Annotated in this window: 14 protein-coding genes; 12 read left to right on the top strand and 2 right to left on the bottom strand. The window is 71.1% G+C overall.

What is annotated here, in order from left to right:
* Window positions 1–14: 14 nt before the first annotated feature.
* The gene (locus tag KTR66_RS17185; RefSeq protein WP_213614644.1) at window positions 15–953 is read right to left on the bottom strand and encodes an NAD(P)-binding domain-containing protein; all 939 of its coding nucleotides are present in this window, start codon (window positions 951–953) and stop codon (window positions 15–17) included.
* 212 nt (window positions 954–1,165) lie between these two features.
* Here KTR66_RS17185 and KTR66_RS17180 point away from each other — a divergent pair, with 212 nt between their 5' ends.
* From KTR66_RS17180 to KTR66_RS17145, 8 genes are all read left to right on the top strand, one after another.
* Window positions 1,166–2,020 carry a 1-acyl-sn-glycerol-3-phosphate acyltransferase gene (locus KTR66_RS17180; protein ID WP_213614642.1) on the top strand — a complete coding sequence of 285 codons (855 nt, stop codon included), beginning with the start codon at window positions 1,166–1,168 and terminating at the stop codon, window positions 2,018–2,020.
* A gap of 167 nt (window positions 2,021–2,187) precedes the next feature.
* On the top strand, window positions 2,188–3,567 hold the full coding sequence (gene miaB, locus KTR66_RS17175; protein ID WP_213614640.1) for a tRNA (N6-isopentenyl adenosine(37)-C2)-methylthiotransferase MiaB: 1,380 nt from the start codon (window positions 2,188–2,190) through the stop codon (window positions 3,565–3,567).
* Entirely contained in the window at window positions 3,564–4,634 is a 1,071-nt protein-coding gene (locus KTR66_RS17170) for a PhoH family protein (protein WP_213614638.1), read from the top strand. Before miaB ends, KTR66_RS17170 begins: the two co-directional genes overlap by 4 nt.
* Window positions 4,618–5,124, top strand: coding sequence for an rRNA maturation RNase YbeY (ybeY, locus tag KTR66_RS17165; protein ID WP_213614636.1), 507 nt, complete (start codon window positions 4,618–4,620; stop codon window positions 5,122–5,124). Before KTR66_RS17170 ends, ybeY begins: the two co-directional genes overlap by 17 nt.
* A 35-nt stretch (window positions 5,125–5,159) precedes the next feature.
* Window positions 5,160–6,008, top strand: coding sequence for a hemolysin family protein (locus tag KTR66_RS17160; RefSeq protein ID WP_213614634.1), 849 nt, complete (start codon window positions 5,160–5,162; stop codon window positions 6,006–6,008).
* A gap of 44 nt (window positions 6,009–6,052) precedes the next feature.
* On the top strand, window positions 6,053–7,573 hold the full coding sequence (gene lnt, locus KTR66_RS17155; protein WP_213614632.1) for an apolipoprotein N-acyltransferase: 1,521 nt from the start codon (window positions 6,053–6,055) through the stop codon (window positions 7,571–7,573).
* 237 nt (window positions 7,574–7,810) lie between these two features.
* Complete coding sequence (locus KTR66_RS17150) at window positions 7,811–8,260, top strand: helix-turn-helix transcriptional regulator (RefSeq protein WP_213614630.1); 450 nt, start codon at window positions 7,811–7,813, stop codon at window positions 8,258–8,260.
* A 154-nt stretch (window positions 8,261–8,414) separates the two neighbouring features.
* Complete coding sequence (locus KTR66_RS17145) at window positions 8,415–9,386, top strand: tripartite tricarboxylate transporter substrate binding protein (RefSeq protein WP_213614628.1); 972 nt, start codon at window positions 8,415–8,417, stop codon at window positions 9,384–9,386.
* 5 nt (window positions 9,387–9,391) lie between these two features.
* Here the strand turns inward: KTR66_RS17145 and KTR66_RS17140 are convergent, their stop codons facing one another.
* Window positions 9,392–9,913 (bottom strand): hypothetical protein, encoded by a 522-nt coding sequence (locus tag KTR66_RS17140; protein ID WP_213614626.1) that lies wholly within the window; start codon window positions 9,911–9,913, stop codon window positions 9,392–9,394.
* Between the two features lie 143 nt (window positions 9,914–10,056).
* On the opposite strand from KTR66_RS17140, the gene KTR66_RS17135 reads away from it, so the two are divergent.
* The 4 genes from KTR66_RS17135 to KTR66_RS17120 all read left to right on the top strand — a co-directional run.
* Entirely contained in the window at window positions 10,057–11,382 is a 1,326-nt protein-coding gene (locus tag KTR66_RS17135) for a glutamate-5-semialdehyde dehydrogenase (protein WP_213614624.1), read from the top strand.
* Between the two features lie 61 nt (window positions 11,383–11,443).
* Window positions 11,444–12,307, top strand: a complete 864-nt coding sequence (locus KTR66_RS17130) for a 2-keto-4-pentenoate hydratase (protein WP_213614622.1) — start codon at window positions 11,444–11,446, stop codon at window positions 12,305–12,307.
* Window positions 12,304–12,936 (top strand): nicotinate-nucleotide adenylyltransferase, encoded by a 633-nt coding sequence (locus KTR66_RS17125; RefSeq protein ID WP_213614620.1) that lies wholly within the window; start codon window positions 12,304–12,306, stop codon window positions 12,934–12,936. The genes KTR66_RS17130 and KTR66_RS17125 overlap by 4 nt, the downstream gene beginning before the upstream one ends.
* Before the next feature lie 12 nt (window positions 12,937–12,948).
* Window positions 12,949–13,192 (top strand): hypothetical protein (locus KTR66_RS17120; RefSeq protein ID WP_213614618.1); only part of this gene is annotated, 244 nt, incomplete at its 3' end.

The following is a 13,192-nucleotide window of genomic DNA, read 5'->3' as shown; positions in this document are numbered from 1 at the left end:
TCACGCTGCGGGGCTCAGCCCGCGGCGCCCAGCAGCCGGGCCAGCGGGGCCGGCTCCAGTGCCGCCAGCACCGGGTGCGGGCTGAAGCTCTCGCCGGCCGCCGTTTCCAGCACCTGAAGGGCGGACGAGACGAGCGGAACCGGCGTCCGGCTGGCCCGCGCCATCGCTTCCAGGAAGGCGAGCCCGCCCCCCGTCTCGGCGAGGGGGCGGCGTTCGGCGGGCAATCCGCCCTGCTCGCTGACCAGCGCCGCGATGCCGGGCAGGTCATGGCGGCCCATGGCCTTCCCCACCGCATCGCGCTCCGCCGCCAGCCCCAGGAGGAGCCTGCCCACCGCATGGGCCACGCCGGGCGGTGCAAGGATGCGCGCCGCCTCGACCAACGCGCCTGGCTCGGCCAGCCCGGCCGCCAGAATGTCGCCGATTGGCACGGCCGGCAGACCGAAGAGCCGCTCGGTGAGGGTCACGAGATCATGGGTGGCTCCCGGCGGCAGCCCGCCGACCCAGAGGCGCGGGCGCAGCGCCATCACCTCCACCACGCCGTCCGCTCCGCGCGCGGCGAGCGCCGGCGGCACGGCCAGCGCACCCAGGCGAGGCACAAAGCCGCGCGCCGTGGCGAATTGATGCAGCAGGGCCGGGGCAAGCCCGCCCGCGGGCGCGAAGAGGATGTCCGGCGTGCCGACCAGGGCGCTGGCGAGGCGTTGCAGGATGGAGGGCTGCGCCGCCGGGGGCAGGGCGATGAGGATGGCCTCCGCCACTTCCGCCGCGCGCCAGAGGTCGGCCGCCACCCGGATGCGCCATGCGCCGGCCAGAACGCCGCGCGTCATGAGTTCGTGCCCGAGATGGCGCGTGCCGCCGCCGCGGGGCGACCAGAGCGTGACGTCGTGTCCGCGCCAGGCCATCAGCGCGGCCATGGCGCTGCCCGATGGTCCCGCGCCGAGAACGGCGACCCTCATGGCCTCCCATCATCCCCCATCCGAGGGCGGCACGTTGCGCCGCCGTGCGGCCGCGCCGCAACATCTGTCACGCAGGATTCGCCATCTCGTCATTGCCCTGTACGCCCACGCGCGATAGCGAGCGCGGCATGAGCACAGACGCGCAGATTCTGCCTACCCCCGGATCCGCCCCGGCCGCGGCGCTCGCGGAAGGGAAGCCCCAGGCGCGCCGCATGAAGCGCGGTCGCCCGCTGCGCTTCCAGCCGCGTCTGCCCGGCCCGCTCTGGAACGATGTCCTGGGCGAGCGGCCGGTGGGCGGGCGGTTTCGTGCCATCCGCCGGATCTCCACGGCGATCCTCTTCACGCTGCTCTGCATCCCCATCCAGGCGGTCCTGCTGCGGGTCCCCGGGAACGCCAAGAACCGCTTCCCGCGCTTCTACCATCGCAGCCTCTGCTGGATGATCGGCCTCAAGCTGCGCGTCATCGGCCAGCCCTGCCAGCAGCCGCGCACGCTCTACATCTCCAACCATTCCTCCTGGCTCGACATCCTGGTCCTGGGCGCGACGCTGGATGCGCGCTTCGTCTCCAAGGCGGAGGTGGCGGAATGGCCGCTGATCGGCTGGGTGTCCAAGCTCGGCCGCTCGGTCTTCGTCAGCCGCAACCGCGGCCGCACGGGCAGCGAGGCGCAGGAGCTGCGCGCGCGCCTCGAAGCCGGCGACAGCATCATCCTCTTCCCCGAGGGGACGACGAGCGATGGCGCCCGCGTGCTGCCCTTCCGCTCCTCCTTCTTCTCGGTGGCCGATGCGGCGGAGCGAATCCAGCCGCTGACCGTGGTCTATGACCGTTTGGGCGGGCTGCCGCTGGGCCGGAAGGACCGCCCGCTCTTCGCCTGGTATGGCGACATGGAGACGGGCAGCCACGCCTGGACCCTGCTGCGCCGGACCGGCGCGCGCGTGACGGTGGTGCTGGACGAGGCCTTCGCGCCCGATGCCGCGCCCGACCGCAAGGCGCTGGCCGCGCGGCTCGGCCGCTCCATCACCGAGACGGCGGCGGTGTTGCGGCAGAACCGGGACGTGGTCCGGGTTTGAAACCGCTTGACCAATACGGCGCCGATTTGACAGCTTCGAACCCATGAATGGTCTGCCCCCCTTGCCGGATCGGGGCCGCTCTTCTTGACCGCGCGGCTCAGGCTCCGCATCTGCTCCCGCTGGATCGCTCCAGGGTCTCACCTGTGGGCGGGCAGCGAGGACCCCGCATGACAGACACTCTCCCCCCGCCTTCGGGCAAGAAGCGCCTCTTCCTGCGCTCCTGGGGATGTCAGATGAACGTCTATGACAGCGCCCGGATGGCGGATGTGCTGGCGCCATTGGGCTATGCGCCGGTGGATGCGCCCGAGGGCGCGGACATGATCATCCTCAACACCTGCCATATCCGCGAGAAGGCGACGGAGAAGCTCTTCTCCGAACTCGGCCGCCTGCGCCAGCTCAAGCAGGCGCGTGAGGCGGAGGGGGGCGAGATGGTGCTGGCCGTCGCCGGCTGCGTCGCCCAGGCCGAGGGTGCGGAGATCACCGCGCGGGCGCCTTACGTGGACATCGTGCTGGGGCCGCAGAGCTACCACAAGCTGCCCGAGATGGTGGCCCGCGCCGCCCGCACCGGCCCGGCCGTGGTGGAGACCGACTTCCCCGTCGAGGAGAAGTTCGACTTCCTGCCCGAGGTGAGCGCGCCGCAGGGCATCACCGCCTTCCTGACCATCCAGGAGGGCTGCGACAAGTTCTGCTCCTTCTGCGTGGTGCCTTATACGCGCGGCGCCGAATACAGCCGCCCGGTCGCGGCCGTCCTGGCCGAGGCGCGCAAGCTCGCGGGGCAGGGCGCGCGCGAGATCACGCTGCTCGGCCAGAATGTGAATGCCTATCACGGCGCGGCGGAGGAGGGCGGCGAATGGGGCTTGGCCCAGCTGCTGCGCGCGCTGGCCGAGATCCCGGGGCTCGATCGCCTGCGCTACACCACCTCCCACCCGCGCGACATGGATGCGGCGCTGATTGCTGCGCACCGGGACATCCCGGCCGTGATGCCCTTCCTGCACCTGCCCGTGCAATCGGGCAGCGACCGCGTGCTGGCGGCGATGAACCGGGGCCACACGGCCGCGGAATACCTGGCCCTGGTGGAGCGGCTGCGCGAGGCCCGGCCGGATCTCGCGCTCAGCACCGACATCATCGTGGGCCATCCGGGGGAGACCGAGGCGGACCACGAGGCGACCATGGCGCTGATCCGGCGGGTGAAGTTCGCGCAGGCCTTCTCCTTCAAATATTCGCCCCGCCCCGGCACGCCCGCCGCCGGCGCGCCGCACCGGGTGGATGAGGCCACGAAGGACCGCCGCCTGCAGGAGGTCCAGGCCCTGCTGCGCGACCAGCAGGCCGAGTTCAACGCGAGCCTGACCGGCCAGACCGTGCCTGTGCTCTTCACCGGCCCCGGCCGCCAGCCGGGCCAATTGTCGGGCCGCACGCCCTGGCTGCAGCCGGTGCATGTGCCGGGACCTTTATCGCTCATCGGGGAGACGGCCCCGGTGTTCATTCGCGCCGGCAACCCCAATTCCCTCGCCGGGGAATTGGCCCAACAGGAGAAGACAGCCGCTTGAGCAACGCCCTCGCCCTCCGCAATCGCCCAGCCTCCCCGCCTTCGTCCGAGAGCCGCAGCGTCACGCTGCAATTCGAGGACAACGCCCTGCTCCCCCTGCTTTACGGCGAGCATGACCGGCACCTGGCGCGGATCGAGCAGCGATGCGGGGTCCGATTGGCGAGCCGCGGGAATAGGCTGACCATCACCGGCAATTCCGAGCGCACCGGCATGGCGGAGCAGGTGCTGCGCGGCCTCTGGCGGGGCATTGAGCGCGGCCAGGCGCCCGGCGCCTCCGAGGTGGAGGCCGCGATCCGCATGGCGGAGGGAGAATTGGAGCAGGACCCGCGCCTGCCGCTGCAGGACGTGCCGCAGATCCGCACCCGGCGCGGCGCCATCGCGCCCCGGACGCCGGCGCAATCGGCCTATATGGAGACGCTCGCCAAGCACGAGATGGTCTTCGGCATCGGCCCGGCCGGCACGGGCAAGACCTATCTCGCCGTGGCCCAGGGTGTCGCGCTGCTCCAGGCCGGCCGGGTGGACCGGATCGTCCTCAGCCGCCCCGCCGTCGAGGCCGGGGAGCGCCTGGGCTTCCTGCCCGGCGACATGAAGGAGAAGGTGGACCCCTATCTCCGCCCCCTCTACGACGCGCTGCATGACATGCTGCCGGCCGAGCAGGTGACGCGGCGGCTGGCCGCCGGCGAGATCGAGATCGCGCCGCTGGCCTTCATGCGCGGCCGCACCCTGGCGCATTGTTTCGCCATCCTGGACGAGGCGCAGAACACCACACCCGCCCAGATGAAGATGTTCCTGACCCGCATGGGCGAGGGGACGCGCATGGCCATCACGGGCGACCCCTCCCAGGTGGACCTGCCCTATGGGCAGAAATCCGGCCTGGTGGAGGCGCTTTCCATCTTGCGCGACGTGCCGGGAATTGGTTTCACCCACTTCGACGAGCGGGATGTGGTAAGGCATCCGCTCGTGGGCCGCATCGTGGCGGCCTATGGCAAGACGGAGGGCGCACGGCCCGCTTCATCCGAAGCGCGCGGCCGTGTCGCCGGGAAGGAGTTGAATGTCACCGGGAAGTAGTTCGCCCGGCGGGGAGAGTTCCACCGCCGGGCTTGCAGAGGTCGAGGTCATCTTCGCCGCGCCGGGATGGCGTGGCGCCGTGCCGTCGGTGGAGGCCCTGGCCCGCCGCGCCGTCGAAGCGACCCTGGCCGATCAGCGCGAAACCGGGCACCTGACGCTGCTGTTGACCGATGACGCGGAGATCCGCCGCCTCAATGGCGGGTTCCGCGGCAAGGAAAAGGCGACCAACGTCCTCTCCTTCCCCGCGCCCTTCGGCAGCCTGACGCTGGGCGACCTCGCCGTCTCGCTCGGCGTGCTGCGGCGTGAAGCGCTGGCCGAGGGGCGGACGCTTCCTGCCCATTTCGCCCATCTCGTCGTCCATGGCACGCTGCACCTGCTGGGTCATGACCACCTGGCCGCAGGCGAGGCGATGCTGATGGAGCGCGCCGAGGCGCGCATCCTGCACCGGCTGGGCTTTCCCAACCCCTGGCGCACGCGGTGGGCCGCCTGATGCCCTCGGACCACCAACCCCCGGCCCGCCCGGCCATGATCCGCCGCCTGCGCGGCCTTTTCGCCAAGCGCGAGGAGAGCCTGCGCGACCGCGTGGAGGAGCTGATCGAGGCGCCGGACGCGCTGACGCCCGATGGCCGCACCCTGGACCCGCATGAGCGCTCGCTGCTCTCCAACGTGCTGAAGCTGCGGGGTGCGACGGCCTATGACGTGATGCTGCCGCGCGCCGACATCATCGCGCTCCCGGCGGACCTCACGCTCGACCAGGCCGTTGCCGCCATCCAGCGCGAGGGCCATAGCCGCTATCCGGTCTATGAGAACCAGCTCGATGACGTGCTGGGCATGGTCCATATCAAGGACATCATCGCCGCCGTCGGCCGGCAGGCGCCCTTCAGCCTGCGCGCCATCCTGCGCAAGCCGCTGCTCGTGGTGCCGAGCGTGCCGGTGCTGGACCTGCTGCTGCGCATGCGCGAGGCGCGGATGCACATGGCGCTCGTGGTGGACGAATATGGCGGAATCGACGGCCTGATCACCATCGAGGACCTGGTCGAGACCATCGTGGGCGACATCGCCGACGAGCATGACGAGATCGACGCGCCGCAGATCACCGAGCGGGGAGAGGGCGTGCTGGAACTCGACGCGCGCACCGAGATCGAGACGTTCGAGGCGAAGATCGGGCCCGTCCTGACCGAGGAGGAGCGCCAGGCCGATATCGACACCGTGGGCGGGCTGGTCCTGACCATGGCGGGGCGCGTGCCGGCGCGGGGCGAGATCTTCTCGCACCCCTCTGGCCTGGAATTTCGCGTGCTGGATGCCGATGCGCGGCGCATCCGCCGCCTGCGCGTCCGCCGCCCGGTCGAGGGCGGGAAGGCGGCAGCTGAATAGCGGGGCTTGCCGCGCGGGGGCGGATGCCCCTCTTTGCGATCATCATGCCCGCTTTCCTCCTGAACCGTCCCTGGCTGCTGGCCTTCCTCCTCGGCGCCCTCTCGGTGCTGGCCATGCCGCCGGTGCATGCCGTCCCGGTGCTGCTCGCGACGATCCCCGGCTTCCTCTGGCTGCTGGGCCGGGCGCCGGGCTGGCGGCGCGCGGCCTGGTGGGGCTTCGGCTTCGGCTTCGGCTTTCATGTGGCCGGGCTCTACTGGATCACCCATTCGCTCTTCACCGATGTCGGGCGCTGGTGGTGGCTGGTGCCGGTGGCGGCCCCCGGCATCGCGCTGCCCATGGCGGCGTTCAGCGTGATCCCGGCGCTGGCTGCATGGTGGCTGCCGCCGGGTTGGCGCCGCTGGCTCGGCTTCGGGGCGGCGTGGGTGGCGGCGGAGATGCTGCGCGGCATCCTCTTCACCGGCTTTCCCTGGAACCTGCTGGGCACCGTCTGGGCCTTTCACGCGCTGCCCTTGCAGCCAGCCAGCGTGATCGGCGTGCATGGGCTTTCGCTGCTGACGGTGCTGCTGGCCGGGCTGCCGGTGCTGCGCAGCCGGGCGGCCTGGGCGGGCGGCATCGCGGTTCTGGCGCTCTGGATGGGCTTCGGCGCCTGGCGACTCGCCGAGCCGCTGCCCCCTGATCATGCGGTGCGCCTTGTCCTCGTGCAGGGCAATGTGGCGCAGGATACGAAATGGGATCCGGCGCGGCGCATGCCGATCTTCCAGCGCTACCTGGAGCTTTCGGCCGAAGGCGCGCGGGCGCAGGCGGCGGCGCATCCGGGCCAGCCGATCCTGGTCATCTGGCCCGAAACGGCGAGCCCCTTCCTGCTGGCGCAGGATGCGGAGGCGATGCGGCTCGCTGGCGCCGCCCTGCCGCCCGAGGCGCTGCTTCTGGCCGGCACGGTTCGCGCTGAATGGGGCAGCGATGGCAGGTTGCAGGCGCTGTTCAACAGCCTGGTCGCGCTCGACCCCACGGGGCGTGCGGTGGGTCTCTTCGACAAGGCGCATCTCGTGCCGTTCGGGGAGTACATGCCGCTCGGCGGCATCCTGCCGATCCGGATGGTGACGGGCGGCGTGGATTTCTCGGCCGGTCCGGGGCCCGAGGTTCTGCATCTGCCGGGCGGGCTGCCCTCGCCCGGGCCGCTCATCTGCTACGAGGTGATCTTCCCAGCCCGCGTGGTGGGCGAGGAGCGACCCGCTTGGCTGCTGAACGTGACCAATGACGCTTGGTTCGGCATCTCGGCCGGGCCCTACCAGCATCTGGCCGCCGCCCGGCTGCGGGCGGTGGAGGAGGGATTGCCCATGGTGCGTGCGGCCCAGACGGGTGTCAGCGCCATCTTTGATGCAACCGGGCGCGAGCGAGCCCGGCTTGGCCTGGGGGCATCCGGACTGCTGATGGCGGAGCTGCCGGCCGCCCTGGCGCCGACGCTTTTTGCACGCTGCGGTCTCTGGCTTCCGCTGGGATTTCTGGTTCTTTTTCTTGTCTTTTCAGTTCCTTGGCGGAGATCTCCATCGGGTGAGAGTGGGTGAGGTTTTCCTGCTTTGATTTTAATTATTGAGAATTCCCAAAAATATTGACGCTTTCTTGGCCGGGCGGTAAACACAACCGAGAGGCTAGGTTGACGAGGACGTCGCAATCGCGCGTCCCGATCGCTGCATGTGCAAGGATTGCGAAAAAGCTCGGGCCGCCGTGCCTAGAAAGCGACAAAAGTCAGGCGGTAATGCAACGGTAGCCGAGCAAGGGCGCGTTTTGAGATGAGAGAAGCGATGGCAAGCGGCGAGACGACCGACAAGGTCGAGAAGGAACACCGGCCCAGTCCCATTGACGTCCATGTGGGTTCGCGCGTGCGTCTGCGCCGCACGCTGCTCGGCATGAGCCAGGAGCGCCTGGGTGAAGCGCTGGGGCTGACCTTCCAGCAGGTGCAGAAATACGAGCGTGGCGTGAACCGAATCGGCGCCTCGCGCCTCTTCGACCTCTCGCGCGTGCTGGACGTGCCGATCAGCTTCTTCTTCGACGACCTGCCGGGCTCCGTCGGTGGCAGCCAGGGTTTCGCCAACCGCGTGGCCGGCTTCGCCGAAAGCCAGGAAGGCTTTGGCGATGACACGCTGCACCGGCGTGAGACGCTGGAGCTGGTCCGCGCCTATTACCGCATCTCGGACCCCTCGGTCCGCAAGCGGGTCTTTGACCTCATCAAGGCGATGACGCCGGTCGAGTGAGCGGCCAGGGCCCCGGCCCCATTGCCGCTTTGCTGGGCGATCGCGCGTCGCTTGCGCAGTCCCTGGCCCGCCGCTTCATCCTTGCGGGACTCAACCTGCTTGGATCGGGGCCGGGCGCGCCCTAGCCTGCGCTCGCCCCACGGAGCGCGCCACGATGATCACCCGCCGCCACCTCCTGCTCACGCCACCGGTCCTCGCGACCCCCGCGCTCGCGCAGGCGGACTGGCCCGCACGGCCCATCCGCGTGGTGCTTCCCTTTGCCGCCGGCGGCTCCTCCGACATCGCGGCGCGGCTGATCGCGCCCCGTCTCGGCGCTGCCCTGGGGCAGCAGATCCTGATCGAGAATCGCGGGGGAGGCGGGGGCAACATCGCCGCCGAGGCCGTGGCCCGCGCTGCGCCTGACGGCTACACGATCTTCCAGGGCAATATCGGCGTGCTGGCCGTGAACCCGACCCTTTATCGCAGCCTGCCCTTCGATGCCGAGCAGAGCTTCCAGCCCATCGCGCATCTGAACTCGGTGGCGAATATCCTTTGCTCCCCGGCGGACCGGCCCTGGCGGAGCGTGGCGGAGCTGCGCGCGGCGATGCTCGCCGCGCCCGAGCGGATCCGAGCGGGCAATTCGGGACCCGGCTCGATCGGGCATCTGGCCGTGGTGCAGTTCGATCACCTGGCCGGCACGCGCTCGGTCCATGTGCCCTATCGGGGCGGTGGGCCGATGTCGACGGACCTGATCGCGGGGCACCTCGACTACGCCTTTGCCACCGCCCCCACGGTGCTCTCCGCGCTGGAGGCGGGTCGCTTGCGCGCGCTGGCCATCGGCACGGCGACGCGCAGCGCCCTGCTGCCCGACTTGCCGACCGTGGCCGAGGCCGGCCTCACGGGCTTCGAGGTCTCGAACTGGGACGCCTGGCTGTTCCCGCGCGGGGTCTCGCCCGCCATCACCGAACGGATGGCGGCCGCGCTTCGCCTGCTGCTGGCCGATCCGGAGCTGCGGGCGGAATTCGCGCGGCGCGGCATGGAGACCATGCCGGCCAGCGGCCCGACGGAGCTCGCCGCCAGCATCCGCGCCGAAACGCTGCGCTGGGCACCCATGGTGCGCGCCAGCGGCGCCACGCCCGATGGCTGATCGCTTCAGTTCCGACTGAAGCCGATGAGCACCAGCCGATCCTCGCCCAGGTCGAGCCAGGCGGTATAGGTCCCGCCACTGGCCTGGCCCGGCCGATCCCCTGTCCGTGTCACGCTTCCCGTCGCGCGCAGGGGGCGGATTTCGAGCTGGTAGGTGGGGGCCAGGGCCTCGTCAGGGCCGAGCCGCGCCTGCGCCTCGCCCCGCCAGATGCGCGCGTCGAGATGCACCCAGTTCCGCAGCGGCTCCCGCCGCAGCCAGACCTCGTCCAGCGGCGTCACGCTGCCCGTGACGGGTGCCACCGGCAGGCGCAGCAGGAGGCCACGTGGTGTTGGCAATTGCTCGGGCCTCTGAGGCTCGCCATAGCCGGGCTCGGTCCAGGCGACGACTTCGCCGCGCTGCTTCACCACCATCATGCGGAAGCTCATGTCGCCCGAGCCGGCCCGTGGGGCCTGATAGACACGGCCCTGCAACTCCCAGCTCAGGCTGTTGGGCATGTCACCGCGACGAAGCACAGTGCAGCTGCGCATCGGTGTCGCATCCTGGACGCCGGGTGTGGGCGTGCAGCCGCCAGCTTGGGCCAGGGCGGGTGTCAGAAACGCAAAAATTAAGCTCGCGGCCAGGTAAATCACGAGGTGTATCGTCCGGCGAGACGCGGCGCGGCGCAAGATGTTTGACCGCCCTTTCGCGACAGACCGCAACCGCGCTATGCCCGAAGGCAGGAGAGCACCCCGTGAACGCCATCACCGACGCCACCGCCCAGCTTCTGGACACCGCCGCCCGCGCCGCACGTGCCGCGGCGGGCAAACTCGCCCGCGCCGGCACCGCGCCGAAGAACGCCGCGCTGCGCCATGCCGCCGCCGCCATCCGCGCGCAGGCGCCGGCCATCCAGGCCGCGAACGAGACGGACCTCGCCGCCGCGCCGAACCTCTCGGCGAGCTTCCGCGACCGCCTGACGCTGACGCCCCCCCGCATCGAGGCGATGGCCAAGGGGCTGGAGGAGGTGGCGGAACTGCCCGACCCGGTCGGCCGCGTGCTGGCCGAATGGGTCAGACCCAACGGTCTGCGCTTCCAGCGGGTGGCGCAGCCGCTCGGCGTCATCGGCATGATCTTTGAGAGCCGCCCCAATGTGACGGCCGATGCCGGCGCGCTTTGCCTCAAGGCAGGCTCGGCTGTGCTGCTGCGCGGCGGCAGCGAGAGCACGCATTCGGCCCGCGCCATCGCCGAGTGCCTGCGCCAGGGCCTCAGCGCCGCCGGCCTGCCCGAGGCCGCGATCCAGCTCGCCCCCACGCAGGACCGCGCTTTCGTGGGTGCGATGCTGCGCGCCGCGGGGCTGATCGACCTCATCATCCCGCGCGGCGGCAAGGGCCTCGTCACGCGCGTGATGGAGGAGGCGCGCGTGCCCGTCCTCGCCCATGCCGAGGGGCTCTGCCACACCTATGTGCATGCGGCGGCCGACCCGGCCATGGCGCGCGCCGTGCTGCTGGACGCCAAGCTGCGCCGTACCGGCGTCTGCGGTTCCACCGAGACGCTGCTGATCGACGCGGCCGTGGCGCCTTCGTTGCTGCCGCTGCTGGTGGCGGATCTCGCTGCCAAGGGTTGCCGCTTCCACGCGGATGACCGCGCGCGCGCCATCTGCCCCGGGTTGGATGCCGCGACCGACGAACATTTCGGCACCGAATGGCTGGATGCCGTGCTGAACATCGCCGTGGTGGACGGCGTGGAGACGGCGCTTGCGCATATCCGCCGCTTTGGCAGCGAACACACCGAGGCGATCATCACCGAGGATGCGGCGGCTGCCGAAGCTTTCCTCGCCGGCATCGATTCCGCGGTCGGCCTCTGGAACGCCTCCACGCAGTTCTGCGACGGCGGCGAGTTCGGCTTCGGCGCCGAGATCGGCATCGCGACGGGTCGGATGCATGCGCGCGGACCGGTCGGGCTCGAGCAGCTCTGCACCTTCCGCTACCGGGTAACGGGCACGGGGCAGGTGCGGGGGTAAGCTTCCGCTTCCCTCGTGCGCTGGAACGGCTAGTCTCCCGGGAAATCAGGGAGACACCAGGATGCGCCGTCTGCTGCTCGCCGCCGTTGCGGGCCTTGCCCTTGCCCAGCCCGGCTTCACCCCCGCTTGGGCCGCCTGCCCAAGCGACGAGGCGGTGGAGGCGCTCTCGCGCGCACTGCTCACCAACACGCCCGCGCAGCCGCTCACGGGGATGACCAGCCTCGCCGACGGCCAATGCGCGCAGGACAAGCTGGTCGCCATCATGGTGCGGCATTGGGGCCGCCCGGTCGGCTACAAGGTCGGCCTCACCAATCCCGCCGCGCAGCAGCGCTTCGGCGTGGCCCATCCGGTGACGGGCACGATCTATGAGAGCACGGTGCGCCTGCGCTCGGGCGCCGAGGTGCCGGCCCGCTTCGGCTCGGTGCCGACCGTCGAAGCAGACCTCATGGTCCGCGTGCGCGACGAGGCGATCAACCAGGCGCGCACGCACATGGACGTGCTGCGCGCGATCGACGTGATCATCCCCTTCATCGAGATGCCCGACCTCGTCCTCGCCTCGGGCATGGATGGGCCGAACCTCCTCGGCATCAATGTCGGCGCGCGGCTCGGCGTGGTGGGCGAGGCGATCCCTGTGCAGGTGAGCGAGGAATTCGCCGCGCGGCTGGCCAGCATGACGGTGGTCCTTGCCAGCGACCAGCGCGAACTGGCGCGCGCGCCCGGCACGGCGTTGCTGGGCCACCCGCTGAACGTCATTCCCTGGCTGGCGCAGGACCTCGCGTCGCGCGGGGAGCGGCTGCGCGTGGGTGAGATGATCTCGCTGGGCGGCTTCTCGCCCGCGCTGCCGACCGAGGCGGGGCGGACCTATACCGTCACCTATGACGGGCTGCTGGCCGCGCCCGTCTCGGTGAACGTGCGGACGCGTTGAAGGGGCCTCCAGGCCGCTTTGGCGATGGAAGGCGCCAGCGGATCGGCCTTCTGGGGGGGAGCTTCAACCCCGCCCATGCCGGCCACGCCCATGTGGCACTGGCGGCCCTTCGTGCGCTCAAGCTGGACCGGGTCTGGCTGATGGTCTCGCCGGGCAATCCGCTGAAGCCGATGCGCGGCATGGCCCCCTTCGCGGAACGGCTGGCGAGCGCGCGGGGCGTGGCCCGGGATGCGCGCATCCTCGCCACCGACATCGAGCAGCGCCTCGGCTCGCGCTATACCCATCGCACGCTGGCCCTGCTGCGCCGCCGCTTTCCGCGCGCTTGCTTCACTCTGATCCTGGGGGCGGACAACCTCACGCAATTGCCGCGCTGGCGCCGCTGGCGGGAGATCGCGCGCGACACGCCCCTGGCGGTGCTGCCCCGGCCGGGCTACAGCCGGGCGGCGCTGCGGGGCCGGGCGGCCTCCGTGCTTCGGCACCGGCGGCGGCGCGCGGCGGCCCTGCACGCTTCGCGCTGGACGGCGGGCGCCCCCTGGTGCTTTGTGCCGGCAGCCGAGCGGGCGATTTCTGCGACCGCCATCCGGGCGGCCTCGGCAAGGGCCGGGTCACCCAAAGAACCGACGAAGTGAGAGACCAAGCGCATGGCGCGGACACCTGACGAGACCAAGAAGCCGGCCCGCAAGCCCGCCGCCAAGGCGCCCGCGGCGAAGCCCAAGCCGGCCGAGGCCACCGCGCGCAAGCCTGCCGCCAAGGCGGCCCCGGCGAGTGCACCCGCCCGCAAGCCTGCCGCCGCGCGCAAGGCGAAGGCCGCACCCGCCGCGAAGCCCAAGCTCGCCGCCAAGCCGGCGGCCGCAACCAAGGCCAAGGCTGCGCCCGCGAGCCGGC

It is taken from the genome of Roseococcus sp. SDR (assembly GCF_019083995.1).
Lineage (GTDB): Bacteria > Pseudomonadota > Alphaproteobacteria > Acetobacterales > Acetobacteraceae > Roseococcus.
Note: the sequence above shows the minus strand (reverse complement) of the source record. Positions and strands in the feature narration are given on the sequence as shown.

Bases quoted from the DNA above. Each gene is read 5' to 3' on its own strand.
- KTR66_RS17160 (WP_213614634.1), top strand. From the start codon at position 5,160: ATGATCCGCCGCCTGCGCGGCCTTTTCGCCAAGCGCGAGGAGAGCCTG.
- ybeY (WP_213614636.1), top strand. From the start codon at position 4,618: ATGTCACCGGGAAGTAGTTCGCCCGGCGGGGAGAGTTCCACCGCCGGG.
- KTR66_RS17180 (WP_213614642.1), top strand. From the start codon at position 1,166: ATGAAGCGCGGTCGCCCGCTGCGCTTCCAGCCGCGTCTGCCCGGCCCG.
- KTR66_RS17150 (WP_213614630.1), top strand. From the start codon at position 7,811: ATGGCAAGCGGCGAGACGACCGACAAGGTCGAGAAGGAACACCGGCCC.
- lnt (WP_213614632.1), top strand. From the start codon at position 6,053: ATGCCCGCTTTCCTCCTGAACCGTCCCTGGCTGCTGGCCTTCCTCCTC.
- KTR66_RS17140 (WP_213614626.1), bottom strand. From the start codon at position 9,913: ATGCGCAGCTGCACTGTGCTTCGTCGCGGTGACATGCCCAACAGCCTG.
- KTR66_RS17185 (WP_213614644.1), bottom strand. From the start codon at position 953: ATGAGGGTCGCCGTTCTCGGCGCGGGACCATCGGGCAGCGCCATGGCC.
- miaB (WP_213614640.1), top strand. From the start codon at position 2,188: ATGACAGACACTCTCCCCCCGCCTTCGGGCAAGAAGCGCCTCTTCCTG.
- KTR66_RS17130 (WP_213614622.1), top strand. From the start codon at position 11,444: ATGCGCCGTCTGCTGCTCGCCGCCGTTGCGGGCCTTGCCCTTGCCCAG.
- KTR66_RS17145 (WP_213614628.1), top strand. From the start codon at position 8,415: ATGATCACCCGCCGCCACCTCCTGCTCACGCCACCGGTCCTCGCGACC.